Annotated in this window: 10 protein-coding genes; 4 read left to right on the top strand and 6 right to left on the bottom strand. The window is 48.0% G+C overall.

Annotated elements, in window-relative coordinates; all coding sequences use genetic code 11:
- From QUB24_RS26795 to QUB24_RS26785, 3 genes are all read right to left on the bottom strand, one after another.
- The coding region (locus tag QUB24_RS26795; RefSeq protein ID WP_333156648.1) for a DUF4347 domain-containing protein at positions 1-2,403 on the bottom strand (2,403 nt) is incomplete at its 3' end.
- A gap of 773 nt (positions 2,404-3,176) precedes the next feature.
- A complete protein-coding gene (locus QUB24_RS26790; RefSeq protein ID WP_333156647.1) occupies positions 3,177-3,581 on the bottom strand; it encodes a DUF4347 domain-containing protein in 405 nt (134 codons plus the stop codon).
- A gap of 489 nt (positions 3,582-4,070) precedes the next feature.
- On the bottom strand, positions 4,071-5,558 hold the full coding sequence (locus QUB24_RS26785; RefSeq protein ID WP_333156646.1) for a hypothetical protein: 1,488 nt from the start codon (positions 5,556-5,558) through the stop codon (positions 4,071-4,073).
- Between the two features lie 74 nt (positions 5,559-5,632).
- Here QUB24_RS26785 and QUB24_RS26780 point away from each other — a divergent pair, with 74 nt between their 5' ends.
- Positions 5,633-7,294 (top strand): glycosyltransferase family 39 protein, encoded by a 1,662-nt coding sequence (locus QUB24_RS26780; protein ID WP_333156645.1) that lies wholly within the window; start codon positions 5,633-5,635, stop codon positions 7,292-7,294.
- Between the two features lie 253 nt (positions 7,295-7,547).
- Here the strand turns inward: QUB24_RS26780 and QUB24_RS26775 are convergent, their stop codons facing one another.
- Both QUB24_RS26775 and QUB24_RS26770 read right to left on the bottom strand, forming a co-directional pair.
- Positions 7,548-12,152: a response regulator gene (locus tag QUB24_RS26775; RefSeq protein ID WP_333156644.1), complete on the bottom strand. Its 4,605-nt coding sequence runs from the start codon at positions 12,150-12,152 to the stop codon at positions 7,548-7,550.
- An 854-nt stretch (positions 12,153-13,006) separates the two neighbouring features.
- Positions 13,007-16,105, bottom strand: coding sequence for an MFS transporter (locus tag QUB24_RS26770; protein ID WP_333156643.1), 3,099 nt, complete (start codon positions 16,103-16,105; stop codon positions 13,007-13,009).
- Positions 16,106-16,422: 317 nt separating this feature from the next.
- On the opposite strand from QUB24_RS26770, the gene QUB24_RS26765 reads away from it, so the two are divergent.
- On the top strand, positions 16,423-17,790 hold the full coding sequence (locus QUB24_RS26765; RefSeq protein WP_333156642.1) for a 2-polyprenyl-6-methoxyphenol hydroxylase-like oxidoreductase: 1,368 nt from the start codon (positions 16,423-16,425) through the stop codon (positions 17,788-17,790).
- A gap of 404 nt (positions 17,791-18,194) precedes the next feature.
- Here the strand turns inward: QUB24_RS26765 and QUB24_RS26760 are convergent, their stop codons facing one another.
- The gene (locus tag QUB24_RS26760; RefSeq protein ID WP_333156641.1) at positions 18,195-19,076 is read right to left on the bottom strand and encodes a lysophospholipid acyltransferase family protein; all 882 of its coding nucleotides are present in this window, start codon (positions 19,074-19,076) and stop codon (positions 18,195-18,197) included.
- Positions 19,077-19,395: 319 nt separating this feature from the next.
- On the opposite strand from QUB24_RS26760, the gene QUB24_RS26755 reads away from it, so the two are divergent.
- Positions 19,396-19,581 carry a hypothetical protein gene (locus QUB24_RS26755; RefSeq protein WP_333156640.1) on the top strand — a complete coding sequence of 62 codons (186 nt, stop codon included), beginning with the start codon at positions 19,396-19,398 and terminating at the stop codon, positions 19,579-19,581.
- A 640-nt stretch (positions 19,582-20,221) separates the two neighbouring features.
- Positions 20,222-21,115, top strand: coding sequence for an SH3 domain-containing protein (locus tag QUB24_RS26750; protein WP_333156639.1), 894 nt, complete (start codon positions 20,222-20,224; stop codon positions 21,113-21,115).
- The last annotated feature ends 250 nt before the right edge of the window (positions 21,116-21,365 follow it).

Here is a 21,365-nt window from a genome sequence, read left to right as displayed (position 1 = left end):
CGTCGGCGTGACTGGCGTCGGTGTGGGAGTACCAGTTGTCGGCGTCGGAGTTGGCGCCGGCGTCGGAGTTGGAGTGGGAGTTGGCGCGGGCGTCGGAGTTGGCGCCGGCGTCGGAGTTGGCGCGGGCGTCGGAGTTGGAGTCGGAGTTGGCGCGGGCGTCGGAGTTGGCGCGGGCGTCGGAGTTGGAGTCGGAGTTGGCGCGGGCGTTGGAGTTGGCGCGGGCGTCGGAGTTGGAGTCGGAGTTGGCGCGGGCGTTGGAGTTGGCGCGGGCGTCGGAGTTGGCACCGGGACGACACTACCTCCCAATTCAAAAGAGCCACTGTCCACGATCGCACCTGGAATGCTGTCCCCATCTTGAGGGCGAGTCACGCCGCGCTGATCCTTCGCGGGTGCGCCGGTGGCAATCCCTTTATCAATTGCCGGACTTCCTGTCAGCAGCGGCCTGACTAAAGCGCCGTTGAGGTTTTGCAAAGGGCCAAGTAAGGGGTCTGCGATCGTAATACTTGCCGTGGCATTGTAATCGTTGAAGTTAGGGGTTTTTTTGACAGGCCACTGAAAATTGCCACCTTGGTCAGTTAGTTCGCTGCTGGTGTGCTGCTGAATGCCAAACTCGTTCCCCGCCGTGTTGTTAGAAAAAATCGTGTTCTTGACGCTGACAGGCTTTCCCGACGCCGCCGAGATGCCTCCGCCCACCCAACGGGCTGAATTATCGGCAATGGTGGTGTTGACGATCGTTGTGGGGGCATAAAGAGCCATTGCACCGCCGACATTGCCGTAAAAGTCGGTAGTCCCAGTAACTTGGTTGCCTGAAAAGGTGCTGTTGGTAACGGTGGTAGGCGCATCCATGATCCACATTGCGCCACCTTGACCGGGGGCTTTGTTGCCAGCAAAGGTGGTGTTGGAAACCGTAAGTCCTTTGTTGAGGCCGTTGCTCAAGTTCACCAACCCGCCTCCAACTCCCTTGTTGCCACCGGCTAGCGACAGAATTTCGTTGTTTTGGAAGGTGCTGTCTGCAATACTTACGCTATCTTGGGTGCCGGTAAACAGATAAGCTGCTCCGCCTTCGCCTCGCCCTTTGTTGTCTTGAAATACACTTTTGGTGATCTTAATGGTGCCGGAAGCTTCGCTGGGATTGCTGGCTCGATCGGTATAAAGTGCGCCGCCGAAACCCCTTAAGAAAGAATTGGCCTGCCCTGTGGCGAAAGTAGCTGCTGTGGTGTCGTTGCCGATGAATCGGGAGTTGTCAATTGTCAGCTTACCTTGAAGGCTGTTAATTGCCCCGCCGTTAATTCCTTTGTTGTTGGTGAAGTCGCTGTTGGTGACTGTAATAGTTTTGAAACTCAAAAAGCCGATCGCACCTGCACCGCGTTCATCGTTAGCTGCGGTGGCTACGTTGCCAGTGAATTTACTGTTGGTAACAGTCAGGGTATTGTTGAAATTACCGAAAATTGCGCCACCACCTTTATCGGCGACGTTGTTGTTGAACTGAACGTTTTCTACTGTGAGGTTTACTTCGTCGGTTGTGCCGATCGCGCCACCTCGATCGGTAGTTTTGCCGTTAGTAATAATGAGGTTTTTGACCACAAAATTAGTAGCAGTCGCAACGTTGGCGTTGACAAAAAACGCGCGGGATGCGTTGTTGCCACTGATGGTTAAACCGGGTGCGGCGGCGCCGTCAATGGTGATGTTTTTGCCAACGGGAATATCGAGTTGACCGCTGGTGAGGGTAATGGTTTGGCTGGCTAAACCTGGAGCGAAGGTAATGATATCGCCGGCAACAGCGCTGGCGATCGCAGCCCTTAATGAACCCGGCCCGCTATCGCTATTGTTAGCTACTACGATCGTAGCTAAATCACCTTGGTAACTTGCCATAGCCTCTGGCTGCAAGGCTAAGGGAGATTCAATTTGACCCTTAGCAAATTCTAAATTCCAGTCGCCGCTACGGCCGGTTATGTTGGTGGATGCCGCAAAGTCAGCCCCGGTTAATTGACTGAATCGATCAACGAAATTAGCACCTGTACCGCTTGCTACATCGCAGCCGTACACCATGATGTCTGCTTCTGGGGCTAGTGAAGTTTGCCACTTTTCCAACTGGCTTTTGTATTGCTCTATGTTATCTGAACCCAGAGAGGTATTGCCTAATTGTAGGCTGCCTGAACTGCCGTGAGAAATAATGTGAACCGAGTCTATCGCCCCCTCAGTAGAGGCGTATTTTTCCATCTCGGAGGTGATTTGTTCGATGCCGTTTTTGGTGCGATCGAGTATTACTACCTGCTGTCCCGGCAGCACTCCCGCTGCAATTGACTCGTAATCTTTCACGCCGGAGTCAATGAAGACTAAGGAGCGCACTGGCATTTTTTCAAAAGCAGATTGTGAGTTAACTTGAGCGAATGTAGAACTCATATTGGAGACTCCATTAAGGGCATTATTAGTAGATACACCCCGGAGTTATCTCATCAGGCTTATTCCATTATATCTTAACACCCAATTGGGAAATGGGGTCATTTTAAAAAAATTTTTAGTGAGTTATTTTGCTCGGCATTTGCCTTTTGCCTCTTGAGTCAAATGGAAAATTGAGCCTCTATCTATGGGAATAGATCGCAATATTAATCGGGAATCTTGAAATCAATCTAGGTTCTATTATCCAATTTTTTTTGACCTTATTTTGCTAATAGTAGGCTGAGGTGAGGGAGGCGGAAATAGTGGAGGTAATTCACCCCCGAATAACTCCTCTTATATTTAGTAGTTTTTATTTGAGTGTGAGATTTTACGTAGAGGCACAATGCACTAGAGTTTCCCTAGCTGTATTTCATCCAAGGGAAAACTGAATTATGTAGATTTTGAAGAATTCTATATGGTTTGAAGTTGCTAGATTTGCGATACACCCAAATACTGATTACCAGGATGTTTGGTCGCATTTACTAACAGTCAAAACGGTATGATATTAAGTGGAACCCATCGCGGGAAATCAATTGACTTATGGGAGGCTACCGACACTGTGAGGACTACCCACCTCACTACAAACGTGATTCAAATTATTCAGCGGGAGTTGATATGATTGCTGATTTAGTCAGATCGAAATCGTTGATTGCGATCGCGCCTTCCTCCCTAATTACAATTGTATTCGGGCCCAGTTGCCCTCGGTACGTTCCATACCCTCCATTAAATCACTCTCCTTAATTAGCAAACAGTCGATCGCGCCCACCGCAGTTGCTGAGTGTATCACTATCTAGATCGGCATAACACCAACCAAGTCCGCTGTTTTGAGTCAGAGAACTATGCGATTTTGACAATTGACTTTTGTATGGTTCCACGTAATCTGAACTGAGGATAACCAAGCCTAATTGCAGTTTGCCCGATAGGCCATCACAAGTCGAGCCAACTTTGTCAATCTCTCTAAGGATAGAGGCATATTTTTGAAGTGCCGAGGTAATTTTCTCGATGCAGTCCGATTCACCAGCCAAAATTCTGGAAACAAAATATCCACCTTCATTGATGCTGAAGTCCTTGACTACAAAGCTTTTGGATGGGGGATTTGCGTATTCCGAGGCGCGAGTCGTTTCCCTTAAAGAAGTCAACATATTCCGTCCTCCAAAAGTGAGTTTAGCGGTAGATACAGCCTTGGAATCAGAGCTTCTGAAACTGCCAGCGACCTTGTTTATTTCGCTCATTCTTATTTCACCTATCTATCAGTTTGCCCTATTTCTGCTGCACTGCCATCCGCGATCGCACGGAATTTATATTCTGCGTGTTTTCCCTTACTTCCGGCAAACGCGCAATTACCGATCGATCCGGTATCCTATCCGTGATCCCACTTTCAAAAAAGAATCCAACTGTAATATCATGTCCGAGCGATTAACCATAATATCCTGGTCGGGGCGGGTTTTTGAGATTGTCAATTATTGGCAGGTATTGTTCGTGAACCCGCCCCTACAACAATCGCGGTCGCACGACCGGACATGATATAAGCCCATGCTTCAAACCTCGATAGTCTTCAGTCATTCGGCCATCTAAAATCTAAAATTTAAAAGGGTATGACACTTAGTAGATTGGCCTCGCAACTGTACCGATCAAGATTCTGTGGAAGATGGCGGTTTTTTCCCTGCATTGCGAATATTAATAATCTTGTTGAGCGCCTCAAACCAAAAAGCAGCCCCCATAGAAATAGCTACACCGCTCAATATCCAACCAAACAATTTTGCAATCAAAGCCGGCCACAATAAATTCCCCTGCTTATCTCGTTCTAAGCTGTTCTGTTCGCTCCACCCAAAAGGCAGAGCTACCTGATCCAAAGCTCGATCGACATCCTGTTGAACTTTTGTCAGACTGGTTAAATTATTTGATTTAGTCTTAGCATTATTTGCCACCAACTGCTCAGCGTACAAATTAACAGTCGATCGCAACATCGAATCCTTCGACAACCGATTAATAATATTAATGCTATCAGCATTAGCAGCAACAGCGATCGCAGTTCCGAGCAAAATCGCCACCCCTCTAGCATTCCGCTTGTAAACACCAGAAGCACGCTCCATCGATTGGTCAAACCAAATTTCAATTTCTTTCTGAAACCGCTGCAACTGCTCTTGAGTATCTCCGCCACCTTTTTCAGCGCGCTGCGCTAAAATATAAAGGCTGCGTTTCAAAGATTCTGGCATACTGTCCAAGGTTTCTTGAATTTGTTGATAAATCGGACTCTCCTCTTTTAGCTCCATAATTTCTGCTACCGAATCTTGACTTTTTTTAACAGTATTTAACAGATTACTGAAACTCGGTTGTAGTTGCCCTAGCAGCGCCACTCGCTCAATTTTGCTGTCAAAACGAGCCTTGACAAATGCCATCTGCCTCTGAAATTCTCTCCCGGCTAGCTCGGTTTCTGGTAGATAAACCTGAGAATCCTTAATATAAAATCCTAGCTTTTCCGACATTCGATCTAAGCTGTTGTTCAAACTTGCTAAATTGTGTTTATAATCTTCAACCACTCGATTTAACTCAGCAGTCAGCCACCTAAATTCTTGTTCAATAATCGGTTTAGTAGCATCCTGTAAACTCAGATTTTCTCCAATCTGTTGAATTTGTGCTAATTGTAAATCTTTAAATCTTTCCAATCGGGTTTTAGAGATAGAGCTGAGCAAACTAGAAACCTTTAAAGTCTCCAAAAGGCTAGCAGAAAAACACTCGGCTGGAATATAAGAAGGCCCACTGGATTTATTGCCGAAAACATTTTTAGTACCCGTAACTCCGTGGTAAAAATCCCCCAGGCGGTGCGTAACAGAGCGGAATCCCTCTGATAACAGCCCTTTCGCTCCCTGATTCAAATCTTTGATAATCGGATTGGCGTAAATCGAATGAGCTAACTGTCCGACTCGCTTAAATTGCAGGGGATCTTTCGCACCTTCGCTGCCTCCAGAAATCAGCACTTCGATCGACTTCTTTAAATGTTCCGCCCGCCACTGCCAAACAGTAGCAATCAGTTCCTGAATTTCCGAAGCTAGCAAGCTTAAAGTCAGGTAGATAAACACTAAGCCGATGATAATATCTATAATTACAGGCAAGTTCATGGTATTTTCTTTGTCGCAAATAACTGCTGTCTAAGTTTACCTTCAGTTTGGGATGCTCAAAACTCTCTTAACTTATGTCAGAAATCTTTCCATTCCTGGGCCGCAAACCGAAAAACCGCTGGAATGAGCGCTTTACAGACAAACTGTGGATGCTGGCTTTTCTGTTGGCTGCAGTGCTGATTTTCGGGCTGAATCTGGGCGGCGTGGCTTTGCGGGATTGGGATGAAGGCATTGCAGCGCAGGTAAGTCGCGAAATTTGGCGAGGCAACTTAAATTGGCTGTATCCGACGATCGACTCAATGCCTTATTTCAACAAACCGCCGCTGGTACACTGGCTAATCGGGCTGTGTTTTGCCGTCGGCGGTGTCAGCGAATTGACGGCGAGGTTAGTACCAGCGATGCTGACAGCGGCTTCAGTGCCCCTGCTTTACGCCATTGGCAGGGAGTTGTTTCCTCTGCGTTTGATCGCCATTTTTTCTGCCCTCGTTTATCTGACGCTGTTACCGGTGGTGCGGCATGGACGTTTGGCGATGTTGGATGGGGCGGTTTTGTGTTTTTTGCTGGCGGCGATGTGGTGTTTGCTACGATCGCGCCGCGACTTGCGCTACGCTTTGGGGGCAGGGATTGGGTTCGGACTCATTTGCCTGACTAAGGGCGTGATGTTGGGGCTGCTGCTGGCTGGGATGGGCTGTATTTTTTTGGTTTGGGATACCCCGCGACTCCTCACTTCTGGGTATCTTTGGGGCGGATTGGCGATCGGAACATTCCCAGTAGCTGCTTGGTATTTTGCCCAATGGCTGCACTACGGCCAATATTTCATCCACGCTAATTTAGTTAACGAATCTTTCCGACGCATTTCCGAACCTGTGAGCAGTCACAAAGGCCCGCCCTGGTATTATCTTTTAGAAATTTTAAAATTAGCTTGGCCCTGGCAGTTATTTTGGCTACAAGGGCTGCGTCTGAGTTGGGAAAATCGCAGTTTTCCCGGCCCAAAATTAGTATTGGTTTGGACTGGAGTATATCTGCTGGCTATTTCTGTGATGACTACTAAATTGCCGTGGTATGTTTTGCCAATTTATCCAGCTTTTGCTCTTGCCGTTGGCAGTTATCTCGCTGAAGTTTGGGAGCAACTGTGGCTGCCGCCAGAGCCGGTCAAAGAGGAAGCAGAAGAACGTTTTGATGCTATTTCTTTGTTGCCTCATCCCGCGATTTTGGCAGTGTTGGGTGTAGTTGGTGTTGTCGGCTGCATTTACTTCAGTGGCTTAGTGCAAATTGGGAAATACATTGTGCCTCCCCAGCTAGATTTGCAGTTAATGCTGATGTTTGTAGCTTTGACAATGACACTGGCGGCCGTGTTGCTGCACCGCAAAGACCGGCAGTTTATATTAGTTTTAATTTGGGGAACTTACCTGACGCTGTTGGTATTGGTGGCTTCAGATAACTGGGTTTGGGAACTGGCGGAGGATTATCCGGTTAAGCCGATCTCCGAAATTGTCCGCACAGGAACTCCGGCCGGTCAACAGGTGTTTACTTCTCACCGCTTGGGCCGTCCATCGCTGAATTTTTACAGTCAACGCCAAGTTATTGTCGCCGACGCGCCGACGCTCAAACAGAAATGGCAATCTCTTCCTCAACCTTATTTTCTGTTAGAAAAACCAGTTTTAAAACATTTAGGTTTGCAAAATGCTGAGGTTGTCAAAACAGCGGACGATTGGGTTTTGGTAACTCGGAAGTAAGTTGATAGTTAACAGTCCCCTCATTAGGGTCAGGGCTGTTTCATTCTCACTAAAAACATGAATTTTGACTCTTGTAGTGCCAAGAGTGCCTACCCCCGACTTAGACGATTCGATCTGCAGGTCAGACCAAGAGATCCGGCACTCTTGGCACGGCCCCTAAGTCGAATGAAACAGCCCTGCGGCCTCATGAGGGCAACCACGGGGGGTTTGCCCCTACAAGAATTACACAAATGATTTAGGATTGCTAGAACCGCTAACAATCAACAGACTGCATTTCTATTTTTAACGCCGTTTCAACTCTTTGATACTCCGCCTCAACCTGTTCTAAAAGCGCGCAGGCCGGATCGGGTAAAGACTGGTTAGCATTTGTGCCGATGCGGCCCATGATTTCGAGTTCCTCGCACAGCTCAAACAAGCGAAAAGCACCGAGAGTACCGCTAATCGACTTTAAAGAATGAGCCGATCGCCGCAAAGCCAGCGGATCGGCGTTGCACAGAGCCATAGAGATGCCTCGCAGCAGTTCGGGAGCTGTTTCGAGGTAAATCTCGATCGCCTCGTCCAAAGCTTCCACTTCTCGCAGTCCCTCTATAATCTTGGCACTCAGGGAATCGTGCCTCTCTGACAAAGCCCGATCGAGATTTGATGCACCACCATCGACGACTGCCGGCGAATTGGGAATTGTCTGTTGTGAATTTCCCGCAACAGCCACATTCGATCGCACTTGTAATTCACTCGTTCCTTCGATCTGTTCCGCCGGGGCATCCAAACAAACAATCGGCTGCAAACGATCGAATGCAGAGTTCGATCGAGATTTACACGCGATCAAAGCTCGCACCAACTGGTCAATTGCGATCGGCTTGCTCAAATAGTCGTCCATCCCTGCAGCCATACACTCTTCGCGATCGCCCTGCATCGCATTTGCCGTCATCGCCACAATCCAAGGCCTCGTCGATTTTCGATTTTCGATTTTCGAAAATCGATTGTTAGATTCCTCAGTCGATTTTCGATTTTCGATTTTCGAAAATCGATTGTTAGATTCCTCAGTCGATTTTCGATTTTCGATTTTCGATTTTCGATTATTATATTGCTCATCAGTTGCGGAAACTTCTGATTCTCCCGTGGGATTTTTAGTCCAGTCTAGATTATTAGATTGCTCATCAGTTGCGGAAACTTCTGATTCTCCCGTGTCATTTTCTAAAGTTAAATCTGCTGAAAATTGCTCGCGGATGTGGCGGGTAGTTTCCAGTCCGTCCATTTCCGGCATTTGCACATCCATCAGCACCACATCGTAAGGCTGCCGGCGCAAAGCTTCGAGCACTTCGATACCGTTTCCCGCCACATCCGCGCGATACCCCATCCGCTGTAAAATTTGCAAAGCCACCTTCTGATTCACCAAATGATCGTCAGCCAACAGAATCCGCAGGGGTAATTTCTCCGCCAGCACGGGTATGGTTTGCAAGAAAGACCCGGTAGTGCGCTGCCCTTTAAATTCAGTTGTCTGTTCTCCAAAAATATTGATTAAAACATTGTAAAGCTGAGATTGTTTGATGGGTTTACTCAAAAAAGCAGCAAAATCCATCTCCATAGAAGGGGGGTTAATTTCTTGCCTGCCGATCGAAGTTAGCATCACTAACGGCAACTTTTCGCAATCAGGATATCGGCGAATTTGCGCCGCTAAAGCTAACCCGTCCATTTCCGGCATTTGCATATCCAAAACTGCCAAGTCAAACATCTCTTTAGCAGCCAGCCAATCTAAAGCCAAACGAGCCGAAGCTGAAGCCCTAGCCACCATTCCCCAAGACTGGGCTTGGAGAGTCAAAATTCTGCGGTTGGTAGCATTGTCATCGACAATTAAGACTCGCTTGCCAGCTAATTCTGGTTGAGAATTGCTCAAGTTAAGTGGTAAGGAATTCTTGCAGCCAGAAACGATCGTACTAAAATAAAAAGTAGAGCCAACAGATTTCGTATTTTGGGCGATCGGCTTGTTGCTGAGTACAGATTTGCCAGAGCCATATTTTTCGGCAATTTCGCAAGATTCTGCCCATCCCAAATCAAAAACTGCCGACGATCTAAAATCGGCAGGAGGATTACCCGCGACACCACCCATACTTTCCACCCACATCCGGCCGCCCATCATTTCGGCCAAACGCTTGCTAATTGCCAAACCCAATCCGGTACCGCCATACTGCCGGCTCGTTGAAGAATCAACTTGGCTGAAAGATTTAAATAGCCGATCCATGCGATCGCTCGGAATGCCGATACCGGTATCTTTGACCGCAAAATGTATTTCGTATGCTGGGTTAATTACTACCGGTTCGCCAGCAATTAATGGCGGTTCTTTAGCGTTAGCCGCCGGCACTGAAATCTTTTTGGCAGTCACCGAAACCACCACTTCTCCAGCGTCGGTAAATTTAACCGCATTACTGAGCAAGTTGATTAAAATTTGCCTCAAGCGGGTGCTATCGCCGATCGCCGTTGCCGGTACTGTACGATCGATCAAGTAACCCACTTCCAGTTTTTTTTCTGCCGCCTTAGCAGCTACCAAGTCTAGAGATTCCTCAATGCAAGTGCGGAGGTCAAACGGATGTTCCTCCAAGTCCAATTTGCCCGACTCAATTTTCGAGAAATCTAGAATATCGTTGATCAGCGTCAGCAAGGCATCGCCGCTGCTGCGGATAGTTTCTACAAAATCGCGCTGTTCGCGAGTTAAGGGCGTATCCAGCAGCAAACCGGTCATGCCAATGACTCCATTCATCGGAGTGCGAATTTCGTGGCTCATGGTGGCTAAAAATTCGCTTTTGGCTCTAGTAGCCGCCAGTGCTTGATCGCGAGCTTTTGCCAAATCTACGTCTGTTTGCTGGCGTTCTAGTTCGCTTCCCACCCACTGAGCCATCAGTTTCACCAACTCTCTGTCTACAGCTCGGAACGGTTCTGTCACAGAAGTCGGAGAAAAGAAGCACAGAGTGCCGTAAACTTCACCTCCCACCGTGACGGGAATGCCCATGTAAGCTTCAATGGGGAAAGCTCGATCGTCAAGGTTAAAGGAAAAACCCGAAAATCTCACCGACTCAAAGTAGATCGGTTCTTTTGCCATTGACGTAGCGACGCAGAAAGTTTTTTCCAGATCGTAGATTTGGTCTTTGACGATCGACCCGTCGGGACACTCAACAGCCATTATTTGATAGTTGTCGCCTTGAATGCAGGACAAAATTCCCACCGACAGGCCTAAATGCCGACATCCCATTCCCAGCAGTTCTTGGAGGCGCAAATCAAAGGTAGAGAGGTGGTTGAGCGGGTCTGTACGGGGAGCCGAAGTCACTTGGTACAAAGCTTTGATTGCAGCTTCGCTTTCTCGCAGTTCTTGTTCTGTTTGCTTCCGCACGCTGATGTCGCGGGAAATGCCGATAATTTCTTGGACTTCGCCGGTTTGGGGATCGCTGATCGTGCGGCCGGTGGTTTCAAACCAAATGTATTTGCCGTCTTTGCGGCGGATGCGGTAGCTAACGGTGTAAGTAACTGGGAGTGCCAGGACTTTCCAGTGAGCTTTGGCAATGGTTTCTAAATCGTCGGGGTGAAAATAATCCTTGGGGACGCGGCCGATGAGTTCCGAAGGTTCGTATCCCAGCAAAGCCCTGCTGGCGGGCGAGACGTAAACAAACACGCCTGTGGGGTCGTGTCTGGTGATCATGTCGGTTGAATTTTCGGCCATCAACCGATAGCGGTCTTCGCTTTCATTACGTTCGACTTGAGAATTGCCCAATGCTTCTAGCATTCGGTTGATGGCGTCGGCCAAGCTTGCGAGTTCATCTGCTCCGGCCATAGGAACTCTCAAGCTTGGGTCGCCGTTGGCTGCGATGTTGCTGACGCTGGTGCTCAAGGCCGCCAATCTCGCCAAGACTAATCTTTCTAGCAACAGCAGGGTGATGGCGCTAAATATTAAACCTACTGCCAGTATTGATAAGGTAAACAGCTCCAAGGTAGCCTGACCTTGGCCGTAGATGATGCGATCTGTCTCTACTCGCAGCAGCAACGCTAGGTTGCCGTGGATGTCGCGAATCAGGGCGTATCCTGCGACTAAGGTGTCGCTGAGTGGCTCGACTAAAATTTCTACTGATTTGAGGTTGGAAATTTTGAGTTTGACATTTTCCAACTCCTGCCTCGATCGAGCCATCGCCTTGGCGCTGTGCCCGGAGTAGTTCGCGGCTCCCACTTTAAAATCTAAACTCGGCAATCTAAAATCCACTGACAGGTGAGTCAGTTCTGAAAGCAAACCGATTTCGCTGCTGTCGAGGTAGCGTCCCAAGATTAGCGTCCCCCGCGATGGGCCTTGGGCGTTGCTGTTGAAGATGGGCTTGGCGGCAATCAGCAGCCTGGCTTCTGGCAGGGTGAGGACGCCTGTTTTGGCGGCGGGGCGATCGCCCTCGACTGTCGATGAGTCTATTAGTGCCTCGGTCAAGTGCTGTTTTAAGCTTTCGGGAATCGGGATTTCGGTTTGCGATTTCAGGTCGAAACCTTTGCTGAAAATCGTCTTACCGTTGGAGTCCAGCAGTACCAATAAGTTTAGTCTCAAGTAAATAAATGTCGAATCGACGAAATTTGACTTGACAAAATTTTCGTTCCGTGTTTCGACGAAAGAGTAAGTATCGTCCCACTCGGCGTAATCTTGGGCGCTGGTGTCTAAATTTGACAAGTCATCATCTAATGCGTCCAAAGCCCGTGCGACATCCTGGCGGACGTACTGTGCCTCCAGGTTGTGAAAATCATGCAGCAAAATAGTTGATGCAGTGGCATAGAGAACCACAATCAGGCTGATCAGCGCTGCACCGATGATTAATAGTGTTTTTTTTCGGAGTTGCATGGCGTCGCCCTCCTCACGGTGCTACTAGGCAACTAGCCAGGAGAGGTTTGAGACGTAGGTTGTTTAGCATTGGATCGCGCAGGGCCTGCGTGTTGGGACTGTTCTGGGCTGACGAAAGCAAAGCCCTTGGTAGTTCCAAGGTATCCGGTATGTTGCCCCCCACAGTCAGTGTAGTATTTTCACAGCTTTAGTTCCCTATTATGCACAACCTATGACCTACAAGTTATAACCTGACGATCTGCCTCTTCAAAATAAACCGCCGATCGAACTCAAAACAGTTCGCGTTTGATACTGACGCAGCCAGGGAGGCTGGCGGTTGGGAGAAAAGGCGTGCTGGGTTGAGAAGCCTCACTATTATTGTACCTAAAAAATATTGAGGAGAGAGCGTCCGGGCGCGCCGAGTTTGCCCTACCAAAAGGTTCTCATTCCCATAGCTGTTTTGATTTTTGTCCTTCTATAGCAATCCTTGCAGGAGTAGTGGAATAAGCCTAAAAGCCTATCCAGCCGAGAAGCTGGAACCGCGTTCAAAAATTGTCATAGCAGAGGCAAGGAATATCCGGCGACTTTTTATTTCTTACATCTGCCCATAAAATATACAACACTCAAAAAAATCGGCTTTTCACTTTTCTATTTTGAATGAATCAAAACTGCTAATTAAGATGTATAAAATCACAGCGTTTACCATCTTCAAAAAACCAATAGGAGCGGGCTTACCAATAACCTTAAACAGTACCAAAAAGTTAAATACACCCGTTCCCACTCTCCGATCGAATCCTTTACTAACATTAGTGCCTGATATCAGTATAAACTCATATCAGGCACTATCTGCAATCCGATCGCAACTTGAGTCTTTTTTATCGGATGACGGCTAAAGCACCTGCGCCGGCTGCTGCAGCCGCCGAGGAAAGAGCCGTGAAAAACAGCCACCAAGAGGCAACTTCTGCTGCTTTCCGGGTTTCTTCGGCTTGTTTTTCGGCTTGCAGTTTGATACTCTCGAGGCGAAGCTGCGCCTCTTGCTGCAAGCGTTCTGCTCTTTGCAAGACGGTGTTGCGGCTTCTTTCAATTTGGTCGATCAAGCGGTTGGCATCTGCTTCGGAAATGTCCTCGCGAGAACTCATTAGTGCTACTAAAGTATCGCGGTTGAAATGACCCAGCCGATCGCGCAAAGCGTCAAATCCGGCTTGCGGATCGTCAAATAACTTCCGCACGTCCCGCGTAATGCCTTCGTAGTTGAGTTCAGGGCGATCGAGCGAATTGAGGTAATCCCGAATTTTTCCGAGAATCCCGTCAATTACCGACTGAATACCCTCCTGTATTTTCTGAATTTGCAGTGCGAACTCATCGCGCACCGACAAAATGCCATCGACAATGCGATTGGCTTCTGCTTCAGAAATATCCGGCCGCTGAGACAGCAGAGAAACAACTGTAGCACGATCGATGTGCGACAAGCGCTCACCCAAACTGTAAGCGCCGACTTTCGGGTCATGCAGCAGCAGTTGCAAGTCGCGCTTGATGGCTTCGGGATTTAACTCATCCTTGCCCGTATTACGCAAATAATCTTCTAAAACACTCTGAAAATCCTGCACTTGGCTTTGCACACGTTTTGCCAAACGGCGCGGCGCTTTCACAATCGAGCCGAGAGTTTCCTGCACTTGGTCGATAATTTGATTGACTTGTTCCTCGCTCAAATCTTGTCTTTGAGAAAGCAGTTTTACCAAAGTATCGCGATCGACTTGAGACAGACGGCCGCGCAGCGCTAAAGCTCCTTCTTTGGGATTTTCCAGCAGTTTTGTCAAATCCCGCTTAATCCCTTCAGGATTGAGTTCTGATTTGCCAGTATTGCGAAGGTAATCTGCAAGGGCGGTTGTGGTTTGGTCGTACTGATCCTTAGCTTTTTCGGCTAACTTTTGCGGCGCATGCAGCGCGCCGTGCCAAGTTTCTTCGGCACTGTCGAGAAGCTGATTTACTTGGTCTTCGCTGAGGTCTTTCCGCTGAGATAGCAATTTTACCAAAGTTTGGCGATCGAACCTAGAAGCTCTAGCTCTCAACGCCCACATTCCTGCTTCCGGGTTGTCCAGCAGCGTTTTCAAATCGCGCTTGATGCCTTCGGGATTGAGTTCTTCTTTGCCCGTAGACTTCAAGTATTCTTGCACTCTTTGCCATTGGTTGTCTAGTCGGGCTTGCGCTGCTTCTTGCAAACCTTTAGCATCTGCTAAAACTACATCTCGCGTCCTTTCCAACTCTTGAACAATCTGTTCTACTTCCTGAAATCCGAAGTTTTCGCGGCCTCTGAGAATTTGCACAAAACTGTCGCGGGTGTAAGGAGAAAGCCTCGCGCGCAACTGTTCGTAACTAGCATCGGAATCCTCTAAGATTTTTTTGAAATCGCTCCCGATACCTGCTGCTGTCAATTCTTCTTTCGGCGTCAGCTTCAAATAAGTTTCTACCCGCCACTGCAAATCGCGAGATTTTTCTTGCTCCTCGGCAAAGATCACGGTTTGTAAAACTCGCTGTCTAATTGCTTCTAATTCCTGGGAAATTTCTTTAATTTTGTCTTGGGTAAAAACACCTCTACTAGCGAGGATTTCGGCAAAATTAGACTGTTTGAGTTTTTCTAATTCGCGGCGCACAGTTCCCGGATCGGCTGTAGGATCGTAGAGAACGTCCCGAAATTCGCGCTCGATGGCTTGGGGGTTCATCTGCCACGAATAAGTGTTGAGTAGGTAGTTTTCTACGTCGGCACGAATTGGGCTATAAGTTACGGGTTCGCCTTTGACTTGAGCGGTAATTTTATCAGTTTGCTGGGTAACTTTGTCTTTAGCTTCTTTGAGCTGACCGACTACTTTTTCAAGATCCAAGTCAGAAATATCTGTGCGACCCAATACTATTCCCATTAAAGCATTGACTGCCATTGTCGTTGCTTGGGACATCATGGTCGGGCTTTGTCCAGAATTTTGACCGCCCAGATTGCTGAGGGCTTTTTCTACCCGACTTGCCAATTTATCTGAGACCAGATCTCCTGATTTGGCAGATTTGAGATAGTCTACTAATTGGGCGATGCCGTCTGATGGCTGCCCTTGTTTTCCTACTTGTTTCCAAGCATCTTGAAGTTGGTCTACAATCCGGTTTACGTCGCGTTTTGATAAGTCCGATCGCGAACTTACTAAATCTACGAGAGTTTGCCGATCGAGATTCGGCAAATTTTCGGCTGCAATGGTTTTTAGTTGCGGATCGTTGAGCAATTTTTCAAACTCGCTACGCATCCCTTTGATGTCTAATTCCGGCGGTTTGAGGCTTTGGAGGTAATCTTCGACGTTTTCTCGCAAGCTTGTGGGGTCGATCGCGCTACCGAGTTCGTGGCCCACTGCTGCTGCTGCTGCTTTGGCTGTGGCGACTACTTGGTTGCTAGCTGCTTTGGCACCGATAGCCGAGGCTGCGGTGCCGACAATGGCTTGAAAGCCTGATGTCGCGGTGTTGACGACCGAACCAATCAAGGAACCGACGGTGGTGGAACTCACCCAGACAAGCATTGAGAAATAGGTGGCCCAGACGACTAAACCGACGATCGCACCTAAACCGGGACTGCTAATCAAGCTGAGCTTTACTGCAAGCAAGCAAGCAAAGAATAGGGCGATGGTGACGGTAATTAGCGTCCAAGTGCCTACTTTTCGGCCGATGTGGCGGACTGGGGAGCTCCCGCTATCCGAGTGGTGGCCGTCGTCGTGGGATTGTCCCATGTACGAAAGGCCGGCTGCTACTGATAAATTTGTTAGCAAGAGTTGGAAAGCGCAGGCGAGTACCACTCCAGCTATCAAGGCGATAAAAAATTGCGGCCCGGAATAAAGGAGTGCTGCGTCTTCTGCTGTGTTTGTAGTAGTCTGCTCTACTGGCACTTGAGCCAGCCAGAACCCGATGTTATACAGTTGTGGATTTATTGGCAAATTTTGATACATAGTATATTCCTCGTTAAGGAGTGGGTGCGCGCGCTCATTGGCGCGAGTTAACCAATGTATAGTTTTAGACTCATGCCCCCAATGGCAAGCATCGCCTTATTGACGAGCTAAAGCATCCCCCTACAGTCGGAAGTGTAGAAATATGTCTGTGGCTGGCTGTCACTTTAGGGATATTTGTGGTATGTAAGTCTGATTAAAATAATCGCAGAGGAGAATCTGTGGTCGATCGATATTAAGAGTTGGTACAGAAGCCCAGACAAATTGTTCACAATTCATCTACCAATGCCATAGCAAATTAGCTTTCAAGGAATTCGATAGTGCAGCGAGAAAGTCATGCAATTATTATTGGCGGCAGTTTAGCAGGACTGTTGGCCTCTAGAGTATTAGCAAAACACTTTGACCGAGTAAGTATTGTTGAACGAGATTTTTTTCCAGAAAAACCCGCACCTCGCCCCGGTATTCCTCAATCTCGTCATCTTCACATCCTTTTTAATCGGGGAAAAATGATCCTAGAAGAGTTTTTTCCCGGCTTGGAAAACGAACTGGTAGCTGCTGGTGCTCCTAGGTTAAATCCGAAGTCGATCGGGTGGTTTAGTCCGGCGGGTTGGGCCCCGCAATCTAGCCCGGATCTCAATGATTTAATTATGTTCAGTCGGGATTTACTTGATTGGCAAATTCGCCGTCGCTTGGCTGAAAGAATGAACGTGCATTTCCTCGAAGGATGCACAGTAACGGGGTTGCTGGCGAATGCCTCACGCACGGAAGTTGCTGGCGTGTCGGTGCGTTTTCGCGATCGTCAAAACCCTGGTAACATCCATGCAGAGAATTTGAATGCAGATTTGGTAGTCGATGCTGCAGGCAAAGTTTCCAAAACACCTCAATGGTTGAAAAGTTTGGGCTATGAACCTCCACAAGAAACCGCTATCAATGCTTTTGTGGGCTATGCCAGTCGCATCTATGAAGGCAGCGGTAAATTGTCAAACACTGCGCCAGTATTTGTGTCAACCGCACCGCCATTTCGCACCCGTGGCGGTGCAATTTTTCCGATCGAAGGCAATCGCTGGCTGGCGCTTCTCATCGGGGGCGATCGCGATTATCCTCCCGCAGACGAAGCAGGTTTTCTAGAATTTGCCCGCACTTTGCCAACCCCGACAATTTATGATGCAATTAAAGACGCAGAAGCAATAACCCCTGTTTATAGTTATCGAGGTACAGAAAACCGTTTGCGCCACTACGATCGCCTCTCCCGTTATCCTGAAAATTTGGCAGTTATCGGTCATGCAGTTTGCGCTTTTAACCCGATATACGGACAGGGAATGACGGTTGCTGCACTAGATGCTCAGATGCTAGATGAATGCCTGCAAAAGCAAAGAGAGCGGTATCCAGAAGGCGATTTAACAGGCTTTGTGCGACAATTTCAACAAAAACTAGCAAAATTACACACTATTCCTTGGACGTTTGCCATCAGTCAGGATTCCCGCTATCGGGGAAGTACAGGTGCTAAACCAAATTTGATCACGCGGCTGATTATTGAGTACATGGAGTTGGTGTTAAAAGCGCTTGTCGATGATGCTAAAGTTTGTCAAGCTTTTTTGGAAGTTCTGCACATGATTGAGTCGCCGGCGGTACTTTTTCATCCCAGTATTGCGGTTAAGGCGATCGGGCAATTAGTCACTGTTCGGTAGCAGGCAAAATTAAGATCGAGAGTTTATACAGAATCAGGTTAGTTTTGCCAATTCTATTTTTTCCCCGCCGAGTAACGAAGATAAAGGCAGATGAAATCCTATTCATCTGCGTTGATTTAACTTGATATGATGTCCGCTACAACCTGCATGATAAAAAGGATCACTTTGGCGACTGCGGTTTTCTGGTATTTCACGTAATTAAGATGGGTAAAATCCGATTTAGTACCGCACTTGTGGGTTTTTGAAATAAATCATTTGATTTATTTCAAAAAATGTTTGCAGTCACGACTTACCCACAGGAGTCAAGAAACCGGGTTTTTTCCCATATCCCTCGCGCTTCACGCTATATTGTCGTAAAAAAAATCGGTTTCTGCAGCAGAGAATAATATAGAGTTGTGCAATTGTCACTTGCCAGTCAAACAATCTAATTGTTCTTGCATTTGGGCGGTAACTCGATCGAAACAAGCATCAACATAATCGCGATCGCGCGCCGCCTCCGAACCGTACCTCTCAAATACAATAGGTTCGCAGACGCGAGTCCGAATTTGCACGGGTAAAGGCAAGTTCGGCAAAGGCCCAATACTCAATCCCCAAGGCAATCCCAAATATACCGGAAATACCACCGGATCGATGCCCAACAACCACGGCATCCCCCATTCATGCAATTGCTTAACTTGTTCGTACAAATCTGCCAAAACTATCAAAGTATCGTGGGCACCGTGCGATACAATCGGTACAATTGGCACTTCTTCTCGCAATGCTAATTTGATAAATCCCTTGCGTCCAGCAAAGTAGATTCGATCGCGCAAGTGGTGGGGGCGAAAAACATCTTGGGCGCCGCCCGGATAGACGAGAACTGGGGCATTTTTTCGCAAAGCTGCGATCGCCATTTTCGGATGCGCCTTGAGAGCACCACACTGAACCGCCATGCTAGCAACATCAGGAGAAACTTCCCAAACCGTGGGGTGCATCAATCCATAGGCCAAGCGTTCCGTGCCGTACCTGCGGAACCATTCGTATAGGAACATAAACATATCAGGAGCGGCAAGTCCCCCGTTGTGAGAACCGACAACGAGCATTTTTCCGCTCGCGGGGACGTGGTGCCAGCCGTCGCTTTCTACGCGAAAATAGTAGCGGTACAGCCATTCCCAGAATGGCAGCCAAAACTGAATGAAGTCGGGATTGCGATCGTCTAAAGATAGACCGTCAAAGGGATATTTAGAGGATTTGCCGTTTTTTTTGTTAGTAGTTTTTGTCACTGGAAAAATATTTAACGCTTTGGTCATTATATAGCAGAAGGAAGAAAGCTTTAACTCTGGAAGAGAGAAGGGTTTAGTTATTTGGGAAAGCAGGAACAAGGGAGGAGATTAATTGGGCTTTGACTATCATTGTGCGTAACATCATCCCGATCGCCCTGCGAAAAAAAAATTTTTCCTATCATTAATAGGCTCCCATTCCAAAGGAATATGCCGCATTAGTTTCAGCAATTGAAAACCTCATAAACATCGAGTGCGGTTGCTATAGCAATATAATTAAATCAGAATTAGCGCAACTATTTGGTTTCTGATTTGAGCGGGCTGCTTTTGTTCGGAGGTTTTGTGCTGGTTGTCTCCACAGGAACAAAACCGTTTGCAAACAGCTACAGCAACTGTCGCCGATGGCGGGGTGGCTTTAGCCACAAAAACACAACTGTGCCTCAAGCCGATAAGTTTCCGTTTTGGAAGATTTTATCAAATTGACCCCAGCCATCGCGTCAATGCTAGCGATTGGCGCTGTTTGCCACAATTTTAATAGTTGTGGACGCACGTACTACGATTTTGTGTCGGAAGATAAAGTAGTGAAGCAATCTCAAACCCTTGATTTAACGCCCTTGAGTGCGTAAGTCCTGTTTAAGTAAGGTACGATCGACAGTGGAGTTATGTGAGCGCGATCGAAGAACTGTATCCGGCTTGTGCCAGCCCACTACGACGATGGGGTCGATCGCGCCCATCGCCTGTCAATCTGAATATTGGAGCATCTCAACCACAATCTCGCTCTCGAATCTGCCAAGAATTCACATGAAATGTAGCCCCATATTACTCAACTGCAACAACTGACAGCTAAATGGTTTAACGAACACAACAAATGACTTGCAGTCCTAGTAAACTGTCCCGCATTTAAACAGTTAACTGTTGACTTTTCCCCTCTGCCATTCCCCGACTCAGACACTCTGGCCTTCTCCCTCCCCCGCTCTGCCATAATGAGTCATTTATCGGCGTAGCAGCTTTATTTGTCTTCGCTCAACTCACCAAACATTAAAATATATAAATTAAACTTGACTTGCGGTCATAAAAAAGTTATATAAAGCTTTTTTGTGGAAGACAAATCGATTTTTTTGCTATATTGACCTGCAATTAAGATAATGATTGTGGTTAAGTGAGGATTTGAACGGATGAAAAACTTGAATTGCTGGAATAAGCCCGCTGCAGTGCTGGGCGCGATCGCGATCGTAGCCGGAAGTTTGCAGGCGAATGCCATCGGTGTTGCCGCCCCATCAACATCCACCGTCAGTCAAGATGCGGAAAATATTTCCTTTGAAGATAGCGCCACGTTTCAAATAGCCCAGGCTGGCAACCTTTGCCGTAAAGTCACTCCCAAAGAAGGTTTGACCGTTCGCCAGAACCCAGACCCCAAATCCCCTAGAGTTGGCGGGGTAGGACTTAACACTCAGGTAACACTGTCCCAAGGCGCTACTTCTGTTAAAGCCTCCGACGGTCGCCTCTGGATTCAAATTACCGCTCCCGTCACAGGGTATGTAGCTAGCGGCTATCCCAACGACGAAAGTAATTTAGGTTCGTGCACAATTAGTCAAACTCCTGCACCAGCACCAGCACCCGCACCAGCGCCAGCACCCGCACCAGCGCCAGCACCCGCACCAGCACCCGCACCAGCGCCAGCACCAGCACCAGCACCAGCACCAGCGCCAGCACCAGCACCAGCACCCGCACCAGCGCCAGCACCAGCACCAGCACCAGCACCAGCGCCAGCACCAGCACCAGCACCAGCACCAGCACCAGCACCCGCACCTGCGCCCGCACCTGCAACCGGCCCAGTAAGTCTCTGCCGCCAAGTAGAACCTCGCGTAGCGCCGAGGGGTCTAGCTATCCGCACCGAGCCTTCAAAGACTTCTGCTGTTAAAGGCGGTGTACCGGCTAACGGTCAAGTAACGCTGGTACCGAATTTCCAGTTAGTGAAAGATAAGAATGGAGAAAACCGCAATTGGGTTGAGATTTCAGCCCCTGTGGCAGGATTCATCTCGGCGGGAAATTTGATCATGTGCAAGTAAACTTCTGAGTTCGATCGCTCTTTTTGACTAAAAGAGCGATCGACACCGAAAATAGTTTTAAGATTGTCGCGCAGCAAGCGAACAAAGCCCAGCCCAGAGTGCTTCCTGGACTTACGCATGAATAACTTATTTCTGTCGGGAAGCAGCGGTAGCGAATCTTTCTAGGTCTATGTTTTTCGTCGGTTGCATCAAGTCCTAGCTTGGTTCCTCACAACGCATCCGGGGTGAAAGAATTTAAGCAAAAAGCAGA

It is taken from the genome of Microcoleus sp. B9-D4 (assembly GCF_036705105.1).
Lineage (GTDB): Bacteria > Cyanobacteriota > Cyanobacteriia > Cyanobacteriales > Microcoleaceae > Microcoleus.
The sequence above is the reverse complement of the archived record's forward strand: the minus strand, read 5'-3'. Positions and strand labels throughout refer to the sequence as shown.

Coding starts and splice junctions, on each gene's coding strand:
- QUB24_RS26790 (WP_333156647.1), bottom strand. CDS start 3,581: ATGTTGACTTCTTTAAGGGAAACGACTCGCGCCTCGGAATACGCAAAT.
- QUB24_RS26785 (WP_333156646.1), bottom strand. CDS start 5,558: ATGAACTTGCCTGTAATTATAGATATTATCATCGGCTTAGTGTTTATC.
- QUB24_RS26780 (WP_333156645.1), top strand. CDS start 5,633: ATGTCAGAAATCTTTCCATTCCTGGGCCGCAAACCGAAAAACCGCTGG.
- QUB24_RS26775 (WP_333156644.1), bottom strand. CDS start 12,152: ATGCAACTCCGAAAAAAAACACTATTAATCATCGGTGCAGCGCTGATC.
- QUB24_RS26770 (WP_333156643.1), bottom strand. CDS start 16,105: ATGTATCAAAATTTGCCAATAAATCCACAACTGTATAACATCGGGTTC.
- QUB24_RS26760 (WP_333156641.1), bottom strand. CDS start 19,076: ATGACCAAAGCGTTAAATATTTTTCCAGTGACAAAAACTACTAACAAA.
- QUB24_RS26750 (WP_333156639.1), top strand. CDS start 20,222: ATGAAAAACTTGAATTGCTGGAATAAGCCCGCTGCAGTGCTGGGCGCG.